The organism is Trichococcus sp. (assembly GCF_049684335.1).
Classification (GTDB): Bacteria; Bacillota; Bacilli; order Lactobacillales; family Aerococcaceae; genus Trichococcus.
Window position 1 is genome coordinate 127,103 of the sequence record NZ_JBAVFV010000045.1, and the last position, 18,129, is coordinate 145,231.

Annotated in this window: 20 protein-coding genes; 2 read left to right on the forward strand and 18 right to left on the reverse strand. The window is 50.8% G+C overall.

Annotated features, from left to right (window positions below):
* Nucleotides 1-58: 58 nt before the first annotated feature.
* Genes WBM30_RS08460 through WBM30_RS08480 form a run of 5 tightly spaced genes read right to left on the reverse strand, consistent with a single transcriptional unit; the run spans nucleotide 59 to nucleotide 5,859 of the window.
* Nucleotides 59-1,312 carry a coproporphyrinogen-III oxidase family protein gene (locus WBM30_RS08460; RefSeq protein ID WP_424900302.1) on the reverse strand — a complete coding sequence of 418 codons (1,254 nt, stop codon included), beginning with the start codon at nucleotides 1,310-1,312 and terminating at the stop codon, nucleotides 59-61.
* Between the two features lie 11 nt (nucleotides 1,313-1,323).
* The gene (locus tag WBM30_RS08465; protein ID WP_424900303.1) at nucleotides 1,324-2,226 is read right to left on the reverse strand and encodes a radical SAM protein; all 903 of its coding nucleotides are present in this window, start codon (nucleotides 2,224-2,226) and stop codon (nucleotides 1,324-1,326) included.
* A 38-nt stretch (nucleotides 2,227-2,264) separates the two neighbouring features.
* The gene (locus WBM30_RS08470) at nucleotides 2,265-2,528 is read right to left on the reverse strand and encodes an SHOCT domain-containing protein (protein WP_424900304.1); all 264 of its coding nucleotides are present in this window, start codon (nucleotides 2,526-2,528) and stop codon (nucleotides 2,265-2,267) included.
* A 51-nt stretch (nucleotides 2,529-2,579) separates the two neighbouring features.
* Nucleotides 2,580-5,003: a cation-translocating P-type ATPase gene (locus tag WBM30_RS08475; RefSeq protein ID WP_424900305.1), complete on the reverse strand. Its 2,424-nt coding sequence runs from the start codon at nucleotides 5,001-5,003 to the stop codon at nucleotides 2,580-2,582.
* Complete coding sequence (locus tag WBM30_RS08480) at nucleotides 4,990-5,859, reverse strand: DUF6544 family protein (protein ID WP_424900306.1); 870 nt, start codon at nucleotides 5,857-5,859, stop codon at nucleotides 4,990-4,992. Before WBM30_RS08480 ends, WBM30_RS08475 begins: the two co-directional genes overlap by 14 nt.
* 222 nt (nucleotides 5,860-6,081) lie before the next feature.
* On the opposite strand from WBM30_RS08480, the gene WBM30_RS08485 reads away from it, so the two are divergent.
* Nucleotides 6,082-6,729, forward strand: coding sequence for an acetate uptake transporter (locus tag WBM30_RS08485; RefSeq protein WP_086985661.1), 648 nt, complete (start codon nucleotides 6,082-6,084; stop codon nucleotides 6,727-6,729).
* A gap of 221 nt (nucleotides 6,730-6,950) precedes the next feature.
* Here WBM30_RS08485 and WBM30_RS08490 read toward each other — a convergent pair whose 3' ends face one another.
* Genes WBM30_RS08490 through WBM30_RS08515 form a run of 6 tightly spaced genes read right to left on the reverse strand, consistent with a single transcriptional unit; the run spans nucleotide 6,951 to nucleotide 11,086 of the window.
* Nucleotides 6,951-7,391: a hypothetical protein gene (locus WBM30_RS08490; RefSeq protein WP_424900307.1), complete on the reverse strand. Its 441-nt coding sequence runs from the start codon at nucleotides 7,389-7,391 to the stop codon at nucleotides 6,951-6,953.
* Nucleotides 7,392-7,442: 51 nt separating this feature from the next.
* Nucleotides 7,443-8,420: a hypothetical protein gene (locus WBM30_RS08495; RefSeq protein ID WP_424900308.1), complete on the reverse strand. Its 978-nt coding sequence runs from the start codon at nucleotides 8,418-8,420 to the stop codon at nucleotides 7,443-7,445.
* A 19-nt stretch (nucleotides 8,421-8,439) separates the two neighbouring features.
* Complete coding sequence (locus tag WBM30_RS08500; protein WP_424900309.1) at nucleotides 8,440-9,687, reverse strand: RtcB family protein; 1,248 nt, start codon at nucleotides 9,685-9,687, stop codon at nucleotides 8,440-8,442.
* Between the two features lie 37 nt (nucleotides 9,688-9,724).
* Nucleotides 9,725-10,225 carry a flavodoxin family protein gene (locus WBM30_RS08505; protein ID WP_424900310.1) on the reverse strand — a complete coding sequence of 167 codons (501 nt, stop codon included), beginning with the start codon at nucleotides 10,223-10,225 and terminating at the stop codon, nucleotides 9,725-9,727.
* 36 nt (nucleotides 10,226-10,261) lie between these two features.
* Entirely contained in the window at nucleotides 10,262-10,675 is a 414-nt protein-coding gene (locus tag WBM30_RS08510) for a VOC family protein (protein ID WP_424900373.1), read from the reverse strand.
* A 24-nt stretch (nucleotides 10,676-10,699) separates the two neighbouring features.
* Entirely contained in the window at nucleotides 10,700-11,086 is a 387-nt protein-coding gene (locus WBM30_RS08515) for a hypothetical protein (RefSeq protein WP_424900311.1), read from the reverse strand.
* A gap of 143 nt (nucleotides 11,087-11,229) precedes the next feature.
* On the opposite strand from WBM30_RS08515, the gene WBM30_RS08520 reads away from it, so the two are divergent.
* Nucleotides 11,230-12,225, forward strand: coding sequence for an MsnO8 family LLM class oxidoreductase (locus tag WBM30_RS08520; RefSeq protein WP_424900312.1), 996 nt, complete (start codon nucleotides 11,230-11,232; stop codon nucleotides 12,223-12,225).
* 13 nt (nucleotides 12,226-12,238) lie between these two features.
* On the opposite strand, the gene WBM30_RS08525 is transcribed toward WBM30_RS08520, so the two are convergent.
* The 7 genes from WBM30_RS08525 to WBM30_RS08555 form a co-directional block, all read right to left on the reverse strand.
* The gene (locus WBM30_RS08525; RefSeq protein ID WP_424900313.1) at nucleotides 12,239-12,841 is read right to left on the reverse strand and encodes a YdeI/OmpD-associated family protein; all 603 of its coding nucleotides are present in this window, start codon (nucleotides 12,839-12,841) and stop codon (nucleotides 12,239-12,241) included.
* Nucleotides 12,842-12,853: 12 nt separating this feature from the next.
* The gene (locus tag WBM30_RS08530; protein ID WP_424900314.1) at nucleotides 12,854-13,525 is read right to left on the reverse strand and encodes a hypothetical protein; all 672 of its coding nucleotides are present in this window, start codon (nucleotides 13,523-13,525) and stop codon (nucleotides 12,854-12,856) included.
* Between the two features lie 5 nt (nucleotides 13,526-13,530).
* Nucleotides 13,531-14,487 carry a hypothetical protein gene (locus WBM30_RS08535; RefSeq protein WP_424900315.1) on the reverse strand — a complete coding sequence of 319 codons (957 nt, stop codon included), beginning with the start codon at nucleotides 14,485-14,487 and terminating at the stop codon, nucleotides 13,531-13,533.
* Nucleotides 14,488-14,512: 25 nt separating this feature from the next.
* The gene (locus WBM30_RS08540; protein ID WP_424900316.1) at nucleotides 14,513-15,898 is read right to left on the reverse strand and encodes a uridine kinase family protein; all 1,386 of its coding nucleotides are present in this window, start codon (nucleotides 15,896-15,898) and stop codon (nucleotides 14,513-14,515) included.
* A gap of 34 nt (nucleotides 15,899-15,932) precedes the next feature.
* Nucleotides 15,933-16,343 carry a DUF5655 domain-containing protein gene (locus WBM30_RS08545; RefSeq protein WP_424900317.1) on the reverse strand — a complete coding sequence of 137 codons (411 nt, stop codon included), beginning with the start codon at nucleotides 16,341-16,343 and terminating at the stop codon, nucleotides 15,933-15,935.
* A 40-nt stretch (nucleotides 16,344-16,383) separates the two neighbouring features.
* On the reverse strand, nucleotides 16,384-16,842 hold the full coding sequence (locus tag WBM30_RS08550) for a GyrI-like domain-containing protein (RefSeq protein WP_424900318.1): 459 nt from the start codon (nucleotides 16,840-16,842) through the stop codon (nucleotides 16,384-16,386).
* 196 nt (nucleotides 16,843-17,038) lie between these two features.
* On the reverse strand, nucleotides 17,039-17,848 hold the full coding sequence (locus WBM30_RS08555) for a tryptophan-rich sensory protein (protein WP_424900319.1): 810 nt from the start codon (nucleotides 17,846-17,848) through the stop codon (nucleotides 17,039-17,041).
* Nucleotides 17,849-18,129: the final 281 nt, after the last annotated feature.

The following is an 18,129-nucleotide window of genomic DNA, read 5'->3' on the forward strand; positions in this document are numbered from 1 at the left end:
ATCCATACCCGAGAAGGCTGACTCCATGCGGAATCAGCCTTTTTGCTTTGCCGTTTAATTATTTCAAAATGATTTTTTCTGGGAAAGGCTGTAGCCTTGAAATATGCCACATCTTATCGATGTAGGCTGTGGTATACGCCTGTTCGACATCGTGATAGAGATAAGCGGCCTTGTCGGTCAGCTCGTAGACACGTCCTGTTTTCTTAAGATAGCCTAACTTGGTCGCCAAGAACAGTTCCAGTCCGAACATCCTGTTCAATGGGGTGCCGATGAGTTCCTCGAATCTGTCGGCGTCGATTCGCATTGCATAGGCACTCCAGAACAGGTAATAGACCGCCCGCTGCCTTTTGGTGAAGTGGAGCGTCAAGGATGTCGGCAAAGCGTCGCCCTCGATCCGCTTGATGTATTCGGGAATCGAAAACGTGTTGATTTTGAAGGTCTCCTTCAGCAGCGTGGTTGCGGAAACACCGAATCCGAGAAAGGCATCCCGCGTGACGGAAGAATATTTTTCGGTTTGCTGCTGCGCGAATGTCCAGACCGATGTCCGCTCGATGTTATTTGTGTGGCAATAATCCGTCAAATGCTCCAACATCTCGCGTTTCACTTCTTCGCTCATAGGCTTGTAGGCATTGTCGGCGAAAGTGAAATCGATGAAAGGATAAGTCGAAACTTGCGTCGCCCCGCTGGCGAAGGCCGTATGGATGTCATTCGCTAGAATCTCGTCGGTCTGACCCGGGATGGCAAATATCAGGTCCACGTCAACTACATCGAAGCCGTAACTTTTCACCAGTCGGATCTTTTCGACAAATGAGTCGCTTCTTCTCCCGATTTTCCGGAGGCACTCGTCCTGGAAAGATTGGATGCCGATGCTCAACATCGTCACCCCCGCCTCCCTCAGCTTCTGAAGATTCCTTTCGTTAATGTCGCTGGGGTGAAGTTCCACACCGATTCCACCGGTAATGATGAAATATTCTTTCAGCTTCGCGATGATGTCCTTCAGATCGTCCAACATCATCGCCGGTGTCCCACCACCGAAATAAAGACTGGTCGCCTGCTTTTTCCCGGACATCCCCTTGCAGACCAGATCGATTTCCTTCAGCAGCGCAATCTTATAGGCATCCGCCTGCGGTTTGTTATGGACCACCTTGCAATAAGGGCAGAAACTACATAACGAACGGCAGAACGGGATGTGCACATACAAACCTAAATCATTCAGTTTTTCAAAATCTAATGTATTCTCATGGGTCCCTTCAAAGACGAAGGGTTTGAATGAGCGGGTAAGATATACCCGCAACAACGATGTCCAACTCATAACTTCACCTCCTAGATGTATTTCAGATAAGTCCTAAGCAGATCCCACATCACCTTCACATTTCCTTTGAAGAAAAGCGAGAATTCGGCGGCGAAAAAGAAGCCGCATTCTGCGCAAAGCCCTTCGATGTCGACGCAGCGTCCACACACCCATTTCTCCCCGTTCTCCACAACAATGCATTGGTAACAAGGCGTCGGAAACGTATTATTCACTATATAAGGCAAGGCGCTCTTCAAATTCAGGATCGGATAGCCCGCATTGATCAGCTGCACAATTTGGTCGGCGCAAGCCTGCTTTTCAGTTTGGCTTAGTTTGAGCCGCTCCGTCCCGGGATAAGGCGTGTGGAAGTTGAAGGAAACAGCCTTGACGTTTTTCGTACGCAAAGCCGTTTCACAGACTTCCCCGATTTCGCCCTTGTTGATTTGATTGATTGCCATATAAAGGCAGACATTCCCCCGGGAAGCATTCTCGATATTGGCGATGATACGGTCATAGCTATCGCCTCTGATTTCGTTGTGTTTTTCTTTGCCGCCGTCAAGGCTCACCATGACCAGATCCGCTTCAGGCAAATCTACCTGCAGCGTTCCGTTGGTGACCACGTTCACGAGCAGAAAACCGATCTGCTTCGCTTCGATGACCAGATCCCGCAGCGTGTGGCCCTGATTGCGCCAAAGGAAAGGTTCCCCTCCGTAAAAAAAGAGGATCCTGACGCCTTCTGCGTACAACCACTGCATCTCAGCTCTTATCTGCGGATAAGGATAAATAATCGAAGTGATGTTGCTGACGGCGCAGTGTTTGCAGGCCAAATTGCATTTGTCGGTCAGAATGATGGAACCCACCAGCGGCCGTTTTCTTTTGAATAAAATCGTCGTGGCGCCAAAGGACGCCAACTGCAGCAACGAGCGCAGTTCCATGTTGCACCCCTTTCAGGCAAAAACTGTACCTTATTGCCTCATTCCAATAAATCGCTTTTTTTCTGTTTGAACTCCTCTGCATTGATTTCGCCGCGCGCATATCTTTCGCGAAGGATCGTCAGCGCCGAGTCGTCCTTTATTTTGGCTGGAATGTCCTTATCGGCGAAATATTTCTTGAAGAGCTTGACCGCAAAAATGATGACGACAGCCCAGAAGACTAGGTACATGGCCATCGACAGCAAACCAATCCACCAATACCCTTCCGCAAAAAACTCGCTTACAGCTCCGTAAAATGGATGCATAGCACTTCCCCCCTTTCAACTTGCTGTTCTTTTGATTCCTCAGCGGCCGGACTATTTCTTTTTGACGAATCCGGACAACGGGCGTTTGACGAGTTCCGTAACGATAAGATAAGCGAAGGCAATCCCCAAAATGATCCCCAAATGCGCCATTGTCGGCGTTTGGAATTCGAAGAAGGCGGCAGTAGCGGGGATCATTGGCAAGGCTACAGCGAGTACTATGGCAATCACCGAAAGAATCACAATCGACGGGGCCGGACAGCCTGCCTTGGTGATCGGCGACAAAGAGCGGATGGAAAGCATCAACAAAATCTCCGTAAGAACGCTGGCGATGAACCAGTTGGTCTGCAGCACTGCCGGGGAAATCCGATAGAACAACCCGAAACAAATGAAGTCGAAGACGGTGCTGACGAGCCCCATCGTAACGAAAATGATGTAGAGCGAATGCAGATCATACCGTTGCGGCCGTTCGACTTCCTGAGCCGATACTCGGTCAAAGGCGATGGCCATCATCGGAAAATCGGACAATAGATTCAAAAGCAGCAGCTGTTTCGGCAGCATCGGCAAAAAGCTGATGAAAAGCGATCCGATTGCGACCGCATAGAAATTTCCAAAGTTCGAGATCAAAGTGGCGCGGATGTATTTCATCGTATTGGCGTGCGTTTCCCGCCCGAAGCGAATGCCATCGACGATCACCTGCAAATCGTTCTGCAACAATACGATATCGGCGGTCTCGCGGGCGACATCCGCCGCCGACTGAACGACCATCGAGACATGCGCCGCCTTCAGGGCCGGTGCGTCATTTATCCCTTCACCCAAGTAACCAACCGTGAATTGTTCCTTCAACATTTGGATAAGTTCCAGTTTCTGATCCGGCGTTGTTCGGGCAAAGACACGGATCGAGGACACGTGTTTCTTCCTTTCGGCCAGCGGCAATGCCAAAAATGCAGCTGCTTCCGTCACTTCAGCGCTCTCCGTCACCAGACCGGCTTCCCTTCCGACTGCCTCTGCCACTTTCAGGGCATCTCCGGTGATGACTGTTATGGCGACATTCATCTGTTTTGCGGCAGCTACGGTCGCAATAGTGGAATCCTTGATGCGGTCCACAAAAGAGACGAATCCACCGAAATGCGCACCGGTGCCATCATCATAGCTCACACCGAGTACCCGATGGCCTTTTTCTTCCTCCGCCTGCAGCCAATCCGCGACAGCATCAAGGGAAATCAGGCCTTCGCCGAAGAAATATTCCGGGCTCCCGCGGCGGATATGCAGTGCTGTTCCGTCTGCCTGTTTCACGACCGCACCGTTGCTGCGCAATGCCGGATCAAAAGCTTCCTCCTGCACGAGAATGTAGCGGTCCACAATCTGCCGTTGCGCAGGTGTGAGTGCCTCATCGCTTGCATGGTCGAAAGGTTCCGGTATCCGGTCATGCAGGTTGATGGCGGCCAAGCGCGCCAAGACCAGCGGATCGTAAGGCGATCCCGCCATCGGGTAGACATTGCTGAAAACAAGATGGTTTTCCGTTATTGTGCCGGTTTTGTCGGTGCACAACAGATTGACTGATCCCAAATCCTGGACCGCAGAAAGCCGTTTGACGATGACATCGCGTTTGGCGAATTCCAAGGCTCCCCGTGAAAGCGAGAACGTCAACACCAAAGGCAAAGCTTCCGGTATGGCCGATACGGCCAGCGCAATCGCAAAAATCACCAGACCCGTGACATCCGCCTGCCGACCTTCGATCAGGATGTTCGCCACCACGACGAATCCGAGCGTCAACAACGTCACTTTCATGGTAAAGTTGCTTATTTTATCCACACTCTTGACCAGTTCGCTCTCCGCCTGGACGGTTGATGCCGTCGAAGCGATATGCGCCAATTGCGTCCCTTGGCCGATTGCCGTGATTTCAGCCAAGGCATTTCCCCTAACGATCACAATCCCTTGCAGCAGGCGATCTTCATCAGCGGCGGTTGTGCTTGAAGCAGACGCATGTTTCGTAACCGGGATAGACTCTCCTGTAAAAGTCGTCTCGTCGACCAGAAGATCACGGGCAACGCGGACAATAGCATCAGCCGGCACGATATCGCCCGACTCGAGCTTCAGGATGTCCCCAGGCACCAAGGTCTCGGTCGGCACTTCCTGTTCAATCCCGTCCCTCATCACCGTGATTGTGCTAAGCAGATAGGCTTTCAATTTATCAGCGGCCTGATTCGATTTGTGCTCCTGATAGACGTTGAGTGCTGTCCCAAGGAACACAAACAACAGGATAAAGGCGCCGTCGATCGGCTCTCCCAGCGAAAAGGTCACACCCGCCGCAAACAGCAGTATCAGATTGAAGATGCCCCGAAATTGCCTCAGAATCAGGCCCAGGAGGCGGTGCTTCGGTACCGGCAATGCGTTCGCTCCGTATCGGACTCTACGTTCAGCAGCTTCCGCCTCCGTCAATCCTTTCCATTCTTTCCATTCATTATTGTTTGTCATAACTCATCATCGCAGCTTTCGCATCAAAGTATGTGAAATCCCCTTCGTCATAGTGCCAGACAGCCTTCAGATCCGTCGGCTGGCGGATGCCGTTGATTTCCTTATAACCGCCACACAGGGCTGACCATCTGACTTTCTCGCTTTTTCCATCCATCGTCGTGGCTTCCCGGTCATCGGTCGTGAAGGCAATCATCTCATCATCTTCATTGAACGTGAAGATCCCTTCCGCAGTGGTGCCGTATGCCGTGATCACCGCTTTGGCGTGGTGTGCATCAATGGCCTCCCAGCTGATATAGTCCTGAAGCGCAGCGTTCGGAACGAAGAGGCACTCGGAGAGAAACGTCACCAAACTGGCCTTATCCATCGCTGCCCCATCGATGTCGAACAGGGTTATTTTTTTTGCGATGGTCCCTTTCATCGAGCCCTTGCCGTCGACATAGGCATCCACCCCTTCAAAAGGTATGCCGTAGAGCGAACTGTCGATGTAGGCAATGCGGTCGGGCCCAGCCACAAAATTATATTGCGTATAGGCAATCTTGATCCTCTTTTTTCCCTTTCCGAGCGAAAAGGCGACTTCCGGAAAAACTATCTTCATGTAGGCCATTTTCGGTTTCCCGAGATGACCGCAACGGCGCAGATGGCGTCGGACAGGGCCAGGCAGCGTCACAATATCAGCTTCCGTGAAGCGTCCCTTTACCGGCTCCGTTTCCTTCAATAAATCTTCCGCCAAATCGGTAAATTCCCTAGCGGCCTTCGAGGGAGTTGTGCGCAGGTAAGCATGAACAACCCCGGCAGTCCCGAGCAGGACCCCACCAACCGCAATGATTTTTTTTATCGCCATCATTTTCTCTTCCATCCTTTCAAAATTCCTCAAAATCGTTTTATTATTTTCTCTGCAGAATCACTTCTTCACAGCACTCATAAAGAGATAGCGCTTTCATCAAAGCGTACTTGCAGTCGCATCAAAAATGAACTTTTAGTGTACTTTCCCCGAAACAGATTGACGACAGCAAGCAATATGGATATAATCACCCTGACATTATTTTCAGATTTGAAATCAAAGGAGAACGGACTACTAATGAAAAATGCATCAAACACACAGAACAACACGATCGTCAGCTTAAAAGAATTCACTGCTAATCCAGCACCGCTTGGCTTATTGGGCTTCGGCATGACAACAGTCCTGTTGAACATCCACAATGCAGGTTACTTCCCGATGAACACGATGATTTTGGCAATGGGTATTTTCTTCGGTGGCATGGCGCAAGTCATTGCCGGCATCATGGAATTCAAGAAAAACAACACTTTCGGCGCAACTGCCTTCACTTCTTACGGCTTCTTCTGGCTTTCCCTTGTCGGAACGATCGTTATGCCCGGTCTTGGCATGGGTGAAGCGGCATCAGCTCAAGCGATGGCTGCTTACCTGTTCATGTGGGGACTGTTCACTTTGGGCATGTTCGTCGGAACATTGCGCATCAGCAAAAACCTGCAGATCGTCTTCGGTTCTTTGACATTGCTTTTCTTCCTGCTTGCTTTGGGAGACTTCACGGGCAATGAAATGATTTCAAGAATCGCTGGTTACGAAGGTATTTTCTGCGGATTCTCAGCAATCTACGGTGCTTTGGCACAAGTTTTGAACGAAGTCTACGGCGAAGAAGTCCTGCCGTTGGGCAATGTGACGGCTGTCAAAAAAACAGCAAAAGTCGAAGTAGCTACAAGCAAATAAAAAAATATGAAAAACGGGCGCTATGCAACATGATTGCATAGCGCCCGTTTTTTGCCTTTTCGGTGGCGTTCCTCAATTTCCATTCGAGGAGTGTCATTCGAAGTCAGCAGCAATCTGTTTTACGGGGCTGGCTTGTGCAACCTGACCTGAGAATGAACCTACTGCTCGGTGATGAATAATGACTGGTTTGATTGATTGCTGGCTGGCTGCCTCTTGGGAGTTTATCTATTGACGATCCGGCAGCAATGGATCCTGGCAGCTTTCTTTTTGCCCTCTTCGATTTCCTGATCGAAGGCTGCCCGCTCTTCCGGCGTCAAGTCGTTGATGGAAAGGAAACTCAGGTTGGAGAGTCTGTATGTTTCCTTCACATCGCTGTCGTTTCCGAAGGCCGTCGCTTCGATGTTGTTCAGCACCTTTTCCGGATTGCCGGCACCCATCGCCTCGAGCTTTTCCTTATCCTGTTCGGAGAAACGCATCGCCAAATCGAGCGTCGTCGTCTTATAGACGATGCTGCCCATGAAGGTTACGCGCGTCAGATATTCATTCGTGATTTCATTGTAAAGGATGTATTCTTTTGCTTTTGTCTGTTCCATAACTAATTGGTTCCCTCCAAAAATACCGGTCCGCCGCTCAGCGGAATCCCGTTTTGTATGCATTCCCATTATAGAACATCCGCCCCGCTTTTCACATACCCGCAGAACTAGGTTGCCGGTTCAGACCGGCTTTTTGCTATTTTTGTAGGCATCATGGAACCCTTCGAAGGAGTCTAGCAGGAAGATGAACAGGAAGACGGCTTTGATCGTATTGAACATAGTCGAAAGCGCCACCTTCCCGTCCGTTGCTTTTGCGATGTTGGAAACAAGCTCAGGATCCAGGATCGCGGAATCTTGAAGGATGATCCACAGCAGTGCGAAGGATAGGGCGTTCAAAATCAGGTTCGCGGTCGCGACCGGATAGGTCCATCGGGTGAACAGGAGTTTGCTGGCGGTAAAGAGCAACTGTAGCGCCAACATGCCGTTAATGTAAGGCAAATAGCCCCGGAATACTTCCCCGTTCAATATCGGCATGAATTGCCTGCCACCCCCGTCCAAGGTAAAGTAGAAACCCAGCAGGTGGCTGTATTGGTTGACCAGCACGATGAGCAGCACCGTGAAAAAAATACCGAAACCAACGCCTATTCTGCTGAACGGTTTCTGCGGGACTTCCTGCTCGGGCAGATCAGCCAGACTCCAGTCTTCCTGGATTTCCGTCAGGATTTTCTGCTTTGCCGTCCTTTCCATGATTGCGAACACGAGCGTCACCCACCCGAAGGCCCCAATTGCCACACCAATTGCTGCTGCGAAACTTTGGGCGAAATAATGCAGCAGGGTTTCGCCGTTGATGATGAAATCGACGGTATTCCCGATCAGCGTGCCTATGACCGCCACAGTCATGACTATTTTAACAATCAACATATAGGTGCCGTACAATTCCGGTCCGATCAGATGAGGCGGTTCCTTCAGTTGCTTTTCAGCCAGAATCCTGGGACTCCCCAATCCTCTCAACACTTCGCGTTCCGTCTCTTCGGAAGAATCGCCGCGTTCCTGCAGCCGCTCCGCGATGATGCGGCGCATGGCTTTTTCCACTTCATCTTTTTCGGTCGGCGGGATATGTTTCAGGCCGGCCGCGATGTACCTTTCCTGCAGTTCCATTTTTGTCCCTCTTTTCTTTTCAGCCTTTTATTACAGCTACGGTCTTGAGGCGGCGGACCGGTTCGACGAGATCCAGTTCCTGTGAGAGCACAAAGTCGATTGCCTTATAAGCAAAACGCGATTCCGTACCGACATCTGTCCGTTTGGCTTTCGCGAGAAAAACGCCTAATGCCCTCAAATCCAAGATGGTGTCCTGGACACTGAACTGTTCCCTGGCATCCAAACGGCTCATGCGCCTGCCCGCCCCATGCGAACAGGAAAGGAAGCTTTCCGGATTGCCTTTGCCTTTCACCAGATAGGAATACGTTCCCATCGCTCCCGGGATGATGCCCATTTCGCCAGTACCGGCGCGGATAGCTCCTTTGCGGTGGACCCAGACTTCTTTGCCATAGTGTTCTTCCAGTGCGGCATAATTGTGGTGGCAGTGGACGGCATCCGACAAATTGACGTGGTTGATGCCGGCATATTTTTTCACCCAGAGTCGGACGATATCGAGCACCTTCTCCATCATCTGGTTACGGTTTTCTTCGGCGAAATCCATCGCCAATTTCATCCAGCGGAGATACAGTTTCCCGAGATCACTTTCGGTGGAAAAATAAGCCAGATCCCACTCGGGAGGGACCGGAGACTGGTCCAGTCTGTTCACTTCCTTGGCCAAATCGTTGAAATAATGGCAGATTTTGAAGCCCAGATTGCGCGACCCAGAATGCAACATGATGCCAAGCTTTCCCTGATCGTCCGTCTGCAGTTCAATAAAATGGTTGCCGCTGCCGAGCGTGCCGACTTGATAGGCAGCGTCATCAAGTTCCTTCATCAATTCCTGCGGCATCGTTTCCTTTTCCTCGGGCGTCATGCCCTCAAGGAAGCGGGCGACCGATTCGCATTGCTGTTTTTTCTTGTGGTGCTCGAAGCCGGTCGGAATATTCCGCAGGATGTCGCCCGCGATTGCCTGGGCCAGTTTCCCGTTCGGTGTCTCGATCTCGATCAGCCGTTCTACGGGGATGTTCGTCTGGACAAAGCTCATCCCACAGCCAATATCCACCCCGACCGCATTCGGAATGATGACCTTTTCGGCAGCGATGACGCCCCCGATTGGCATGCCATATCCGGAATGCGTATCCGGCATCAGCACGACCCATTGATACAGAAACGCCAGATTCGCCAAATTCTTCGCTTGCTGCAGACAATCCTCGCCTATCTGTTCCTCATTCTCCAGCCACACCTTAATTGGCCACTTCTGTTCCTTGGGATTGAAGATGGTTATCATCTCTTGATGCCCCTTTCCGGATAACTTACGCGGCTTACTATTTTATTTTTTTGTCCATCCGCGTTGCCAAATCGCTGAACTGCTGCAGCAAATCTGTGATCTGCCTTTCGCGGTGCGGATTCTTCCAGTTGATGACGCCGCTACCGATGACGTCGGCGCCGTGTTCTGCGCAAAGTGCCGTCATCTGCTTCAAAGCATTTTTGCCGCCCATCCATGGGAAAGGGAAAAACTCAGTCACAAACAGGAGCGTCGGCTTGTTCTCAAATTGGCTAATCCGCGAAAAATAATGCTTCAGGACAGGGGAAGCCGATGCTCCTCTAACTGGTCCGGCAATGATCAGGAGATCGTGCGCTTGCGGATCCGGATAGGACTTCAGTGTGATGTTTCCGCTGTTCGTCTCGTTCGTGTTTTCCTCCCCGGTAGTCTTGAGCTGTTCAATTTCTACGTCATGCCCGTCAGCTATCAGCCTTTCCTGCAGCCGCTCCGCTACCGACAATGTATTACCTGTCAAAGAGTGGATGATGATCCCGATTTCCATAGCCTTTCCCACTTTCTGTTATTTAAATTTTCGCCATTAATGGATGTGTTTCGTCTGTCCGAATGGGAACCTTGCTGCGACCTCGACTTTGATCCGATCGGGGTCTTCGAAAAAGACGGCGTAGTGTTCTTTTCCGCCTGCGAAGGGATGCTTTTCGGGATACAGCAATGGCATGCCGCGACGTTGCAGTTCCGAATAAAATTCGTCCACTTGATGTTTTGTGTCGACCGCGAAAGCGATATGGTTCAATCCCGTCCGGCTGCGGTGATAGGATTCATCCAGAAAGCGGTCGGCTGTCTGCACGAAGACGATGTAAGAATCATCTTCCTTATAGCTGAAGCCTTGATCCCATTCTTGGTATTTGCTGAATCCCAGCTTTTCCAGCAGCCAAGACCAAAATACCTTACTTGCAGCCAGGTCGCTGACATTGATTTCGATATGATGGATGATGCTCACATTCCCACTCCTTTTCTGTTAAGTCAGTCTCTTAAACTTGGCGTAGAGGATCGGCCCAATGAAGACCCCCAGCAACAAGAGGTAGAAGCCATATGATCCGAAAATCGGACCGACATTGTCGTTCCCTACAGCGCTGATCGTGTACAACCCCAATACCACAACCGTCCAGATGATGCTCTTGCGGTAGGCGCTGACGATGGTCGGAACTTTCGTCACCATCGCCGCCATGTAGGTCAGGATTGCGGCCGGAATTGCCGTCAACAGGAATTCCCGATTCAGATAGACGGCAAGATCTCCACTCTCATTGCCAGGCTCCCCGAACGGCAACGTAACCGCAAATTCCAACACCATAATCAGTACAAAAATAAGCAAGCCGGACAGTACATCTTTTATGATTGCTTTCATTTCCGCCCCTTCTTCCGCTATTTTTGCTTACATTTTAAAAGCTGATTCTTTGTCCCAAACGATTGGGTTTGTTATAGTCATCTTATCAGCATTTCGCACAAAGCCTGCACAAATTTATTCAGAATGAAAAATCGGAGGAAATTATGAAACTCAGCATCTTGGACCAAGTCCACATCACAGCAGGAGGTACTGCCGAACAATCCCTGCAGAACGCCAAAGAACTCGCCCGTTTAGGCGACACTCATGGGTACGAACGCATTTGGTTCGCCGAGCATCACGGCAGCAATTTGATGGCAAGCGCCGCACCCGAAATCATCGCCGCCTTCATCGCCGCTGCGACGGAACGGATCCGTGTCGGGACCGGCGGCGTCATGATGATGCATTACTCCCCTTTGAAAATCGCGGAAGTCTTCAAAACATTGGCCGGCTTTGCGCCCGGTCGGATCGATCTGGGCGTGGGTCGTGCCCCTGGAGGCGACCGTCAGTCCATGCACGCATTGGCGCAGGGCAATCCGCCTCAATTGGATAATCACTACGAAAAACTGCAGACGATTTTAGATCTGTTGGAAGACCGGAAACCGCATGACCCGCTTTACCGGGATACTCCCGCAGCTCCGGTCGCTGTGACGATACCACAGACTTGGTTGTTGGGGTCAAGCGGCAATAGTGCCGTACAAGCCGGCAGAATGGGCGTCGGATATTCTTTCGCACAGTTCTTCACCGGGACGCTTGATAAAAGCATTTTCGATCTCTACAAGCAATATTTTGTTCCGTCCGTAGCCATGCCCGAAAAACAGATCAACGTCGCCTTCCATGCCATCGTCGCGGATACGCGCGAAGAAGCGCTCTACGAAGAGTTGCCGTATGCGATCTTCAAGATGCAGCTCTTCCGCGGAATGATGCGCAACCATCTGATGACTCCGGAACAAGCCGCCGCTTACCCGTTAACGGAAATCGAGAAGCAACTCATCAACGACATCCGCAAAACGCACATTCTCGGGACTGCAACAGAGGCAGCCGAAACATTGCTGAATCTGCAGGACCAGTACGGGTTCGACGAAGCGATGATCATCAGCATGCCGCATTCCCAACAGGCGCGGCTCAAAACCTATTCCCTATTGGCGCAGGAGTTGCTGTAGACTGTCTACCGCATCAAGCTCGGCCATCCTCTTCAGGGGGATGGTTTTTTATTATTTTTGCCCGTTCCAATGTTTCGGCGATCCTTTTTTTGCGGGTATCGGGACGTTTTGCTTGGGCAATCCAGAAAAGGTAGTGAGCCTTTTCGCCGGTCGGCCAGCTTTCGAAATGCTCGCGGGCAACCGGATCATCTCTGAAGGCCTGCTCCAATTCCTCGGGCAGATCCGGTACTTCCTTCGAGGAATAGGCCGCTTGCCATTTCCCATTGACCTTCGCCGCCTGGATTGCCGCCAAACCGGCTTCAGTCATCCTCCCAGCCTCAATCAAAGCCTCAGCGCGCCTTCGATTGACCAACGACCACACGCTTCCGGATCTGCGGGGCGTGACGCGGATGATGAAGCTTTCTTCACCCAAACTGTACATCTTGCCGTCGATCCAGCCGAAACAGAGCGCCTCTTCGACCGCTTCCGCCAGCAGGATGCCCTCGCCTGCAGCGTGGGCTTTTTTGATTTTCAACCAGATCTGATCCTCTTGATCATGGTTTTGCACTAACCAGTCATGCCATTCCTGCGGGTTCCTGCAGTTGAGCCAGGCTTCGGGTATTTTCGGTTCGGACATCGACAAACCTCCTTACACGTTGATCTGTTGCATATGCTTTTTCAGAAAAGCCGTAGCCTTTTTGGCTACTTGCTTCCGGGAATTGTGCGTTTGCGCAGAGGCAAAAGCCAAGATTCCGTTTTTGTCATGGGCCAACTCGAAGTATTTGTCGAAACAATCGATTGCGTGCCCACAAAGGATGTTTCTGCATTCCGGGGACGGTTCCCCTTTGTAAAGATAGGTGTTTTGCGGAATCCGCAACATGCGCTTCGTAATATCCTGTTCGTATTCCGGCTTACTGAGGATGATTTTCCAAGCGTTTCCGATAACGTTCGCCGCCGTCACCATTGCGTCCGCCTCTATCAAACTGAAATACTTTTCATAGACTGATGCAAATTTATTTTCTGTATCAACAGCCGCCAGATTCGACAGCGTGGTGATCGCTCCCCATTTGATGAAACTGTTCGGGCTCTCGATCAGCTCCGCCACTTCTACGAAATACGGATAGATGCATTCAGGCTTCCGCTCACTCACAATGCGGATGGCCTTTTCGCAATAAAATTTTGCGCTGCCCGGATCGGCCTTGATGATCGCAAACAACTCGGTTATATATTCCGGTTGCCGCAGCACCTCGCTGACGAATGCTTCCAGATCGGGTTTCCCTTGGATTTTTTCGAGTAGCTGGTTCTTTTCTTTTTGCTCCATCCTAATCATCCCCGATTTCCGTTTGCTGTTTCGTCTTGATGATAGAATGCCAACACCCGCAGGCATCTGAGCGTATTCCAGCGGCTCGCTTTTCCGGCTTGTTCCATCTGGAAATGCACCTCGCCAGGATGATGGGCCTGCGTTTTCCAGCGTCCGTCAGGTAAGCGTTTCGCCTTCAGAACATCCAAAGCATCCTGCAGCCTTTCGTCATACGGATAACCGACACTTTGGAAATAATCGAGCGCGCGCAAAATATCATAGCGCCAACGCGGCGGGTAGACCAATTTCAAAAAGCTTGGATGAATGATTGCGCCGGTATGGTCGGATTTGTAGAGTCTGTGCCGCAGAAGGAATTCCTGTCCTTCGCTTTCCACTTGCTTCAATTCATCCGCCCGGTAGGCATAATCGGCTGTGACGTACTCATGGATGCCCTCCAGGACGCTGAGCGTGGAATGCACCGAACTGTGCCGAGCACCGGAACGGTTCAGCCGACAATTGAAGCCACCATCGGCCAGCTGCTGGCTAAGGATGAAATCGACCACCGACCTCAGCTTTTCCTCTTCCATCCCGAAGTAGCAAGCATAGTTCATAAACATCCCGTTGATGCAGACATCACTCTGCTCGATGTCCTTTGATGGATTGATGCCACCGTCAGGCCCGATCGAAATGGCGAGGATGAGCGCCAACGCCTTCTTGATTTCCGATGTTGCCGGGATGCAGAGGTTGCGCAGATCCACCAAGGTGTAATGGCTGCTCGTCCATTTCGGTTGATAGAACGCACGTCCCCAATGGCCATCCGGCTGTTGCCGTTCCAGAAAAGCACGTCCCCAGCCTTCCTCGGCAATTTTATCCCTCAAGTCGGACAAGCCCGCCGGATCTTCATGCAACAGATCGCGTTTTGTCTGATATTGGATGGCTGCATCGCCCTCCAAGAGCCAAGCGATGATTTCTGTCCGTTCCATTTCCATCGGTCCTTCCTTTTTCGGCTCAATCGTAGTAAATGCTGCCGCCGATGAATTCCCTCAGAATGGAATTGAACGGCACTTTCGAGACGTCCAGCGGTTCGAAGAAACTCAGCAGATTCAGGAGCCGCTCGCGCGTATCGTAATAAGGGCTGTCGGCGGGAATCTTCTGCAGCGCCGTTTCCGCGAATGGGCGCAGCGCATTCATTTCGTAAATCATGCTGGAATTGAACATCACGTCAGCCTCTTCCTGGAACTTGAAGATATTCTGGTACTCGCCGCGGCGAACGCTTTCCCACTGATGGATCGTATTTTCCGGTGTGACACCCCTGTATTTATCATCCCTCACCAAACGGCGGAGCAGACGAATTTCCGAAGTTGGAACCCGGCTCATCAGGTCGATGTTGAGGCCGCCGAGCGCGCTGATGTAGATTTTGTAGATGAGGTTGCGGTTGATGCTGGTGACCAGTTCCGGATTCAGGGCATGGATGCCTTCAATGATCAGTATCTCTGATGGACCGACCTGCATCGGCTTGTATTCGGCCAGACGCTGGCCGGTGATGAAGTCGAATTGAGGAACGGATACGCGCTCTCCGGCGATCAGCTGCGCGATTTGTTGTTTCAGCAATGGCAAATCCAACGCCTCCATGCTATCGAAGTCGTACTTTCCGTCGGCATCCCGAGGCGTATGCTCCCTGTCCACGAAATAATGGTCCAAAGACAGCGCAATCGGCTTCAGCCCGTTCACTTCCAGCTGCGTCGACAATCTTTGGGTGAAGGACGTTTTCCCTGAAGAGGAAGGCCCCGAAACCAACAGCAGGCGCAAGGCGCGCCGATGCTGCAGGATAGCGTCCGCAATGATGGAAATTTCCTTTTCATGTAAAGCTTCGGCGATGCTGACCAATTTCATCGTGCGCCCGGATCGGATATAGTCATTCACGTCTTGGACCTGTTCAATGTTGATATTATCCATCCAGCGTTGATTCTTTTCGAACGCAGCTGATAGCTGCACCGGCGGAATCAGTGGTCTGTCGCTGCCTTTGTCGATGTCCCCGAAATCTACGATGAACCCATAGGAAAACGGCAGAATGGTAAAAGGTTCCACGAGGAAGGTATCCGTAAAAGCCGGATAGACGGCCTTCACGATGATGTCTCCCACTTGGTAATGGTAATAGCCGCCTTCTTTCCGGAGCAACACGATGCTGCTGTCCTTTTCGACCCACTCCCGCAGTTTCCGTTCGATCTGCTTCACTTCCCTTGTCGACAGAATCGATCCGTAAAGGTTGCAGAAGACCCCTTCCAAAATGGAATAGGATGTCTTCAGTGTCTCCTCCGGAAAGAGGTCGTGCACAACCTTGATCAAACCCAATTTGACTGTCTGGCGTCCTTTGTGCAGATGCGTCTCACTCATGATGTTTCCCCCCTTGCGCTCGCTTTGCGGCTGCTTATATCTTTGAAGAAGGCTGCCGTCCGCGCGTTTCCGAGAACCGGTACGCTTCCAGCAGCCAGACATCGAGGACACCCGTCAGATCCGCTTCCTCCGCTATGATGACATGGTGCGTCCATCGGCCGGAATACGGTTCGACGGCTTCGACAATCTGATCATGCACAATCTGGCGCCCGCAGCCGAAGCTCAGTACAAGGCTGTGCAACGGCCTCTTTCTGTCCGTCGGCTGCGGCATCCAAACCCAGGCAAATTGTGTCCGCGTGGCAAAAGAAATCTGGGTCTTTGTCACCGTGATTATGGCGGGTCCGATTGCCCGGATTTTCCTTTCCACAGCCATGAACAAAGCTTTGGTTTCCGGTTTTCCGGCAAAAAATGCTTCCACTTCTTTGTTGATCATTACGTCCGTCATAGGTATCGCCTCATTTTTTGAAATAGGGATCGGCTGATTCTCACTCCACCAAGAATACGATTTTCGTCAACAGTTCGCTTTCAGGCACTTCCTCTGGCGAATTGTAATAGTGTTCATAAACCGGACCAAGCGGCTTGTAACCATTATCCTTGATCCATTTCTGGATTTCCTCATAAGCGGGCGGCATCTCCATATACGGACCTTTGTACATGCAACTGACCTGCTTGCCTGCCGGAATGCTCCCGGCGATGATATCGCCTTTGCCCGGTAGCGCTTTGGATACCGGAAAACCGATTTCCAATTCGAGCCTTTCCATATCCATATTGAAATAGCCGACGAAAGCCGGCCCAACCGGTTGTTCACCCAATCCAATGATGTACGTGACGATGTCCATGAAGGCCTTCCCTAATATTTTCGGAAGCTCGCTTACCGGAGTAATCGTTTTCAAAACCAAAGTCGGTTGTTCCTGCGTTTCTACCATTTCAATCACAAAGCTCATTTTCTCCACGTCTCCTTTTCTGAAGCCCATTGTCTCATGCTTATTTTATCACTTCCGCATCCCCACGACCATCAATACGATGGCAGCTTAAAAGGCGTGACACCGCGAAAAAACAGGTTCCTGCACCGATTCAGTTGAATCGGTGCAGGAACCTCTGTTTCTAATCACTCAAACTACCCCATTGTCGAAATTATAATCATTTCAGGACAGATGGAGCTTGTTTCTTCGCGAAGAGCACGTAACCGATCGCCACGCCCATCAGCACGATGCAGGCGATGACGGTCGTGATGATGCCCTTGTATTGTCCGGCAAATCCGTCCTGCGACATGTGTTTGATCAGGATTCCCGCATAAGCCCAGATGATCACAAGCCCGTAGGCGATATCATGGTTGCGGATCATCGTGACGGCTCCGATTGCCAATCCGATAATGATGATCAGGATTGTCCAAATCGACTCGGAGATTCCGAAACCATTCCAGCCGATGTCGACCAGCAGCGTCGTGATGTTTGCGATCGTCGCCACCGTAATCCAGCCGAAATAGACGCTGAACGGAAGACGGATGAACAGTTTCTCCTTCTGATCGAGTTTTCCCTTCAGGATCAACTGGTTGATGTAGATCAGGCTCAGCAGAATCACCAGCATCAGGATCACCGACAGGCCGATCATGCGGTAATGCCAACTGAAAATCCAAGCGGCGTTGACTACTGAACTGGCCGAAAAGACGATACCGACTTTCCGCAACAATTCCGTCTTCACCTTGCTCTTATCCCCTTGAAAAATACCGAATTGGTAAAGCGTATAACCCAACAACAACAAATAGATGACGCCCCAAATCGAAAACGTCAATCCAGCAGGCGCAAACAAGTTCGGATAAGAATCTGATACCGCACCGGTGTCGATGCCATTGATCGGCAGGATATTCGCCATGGCATTGACGGCTATCATGATCAGATAAGTCACAGCCACCGTGATTTTGATGGGTGTTCCCAGTTGTTTCGTTTCCATCCTATTTCCTCCTCTTCCGTTGTTCCTTATAAGAAAAATAATGGCCGTTGTTTCCTTAAAAAAATGTGGTTTTGCATGCAAAATAGAAATGTTCTTATAAGTCAATAGTACTCAAAACGGAGCATCTATGCAAATATTGAGATAGCTTTTGGGGTGGAAAATTTTGCTGCTGACAAGTCCCCATTTTTTGACATTTTTTCTGGTGAGGCGTACCTTTAAGGTGACAAGGCCTTTGTTTAAGTTTGCCATTCATCATCTGAAAATGTTTGGCCCCTTCCCAA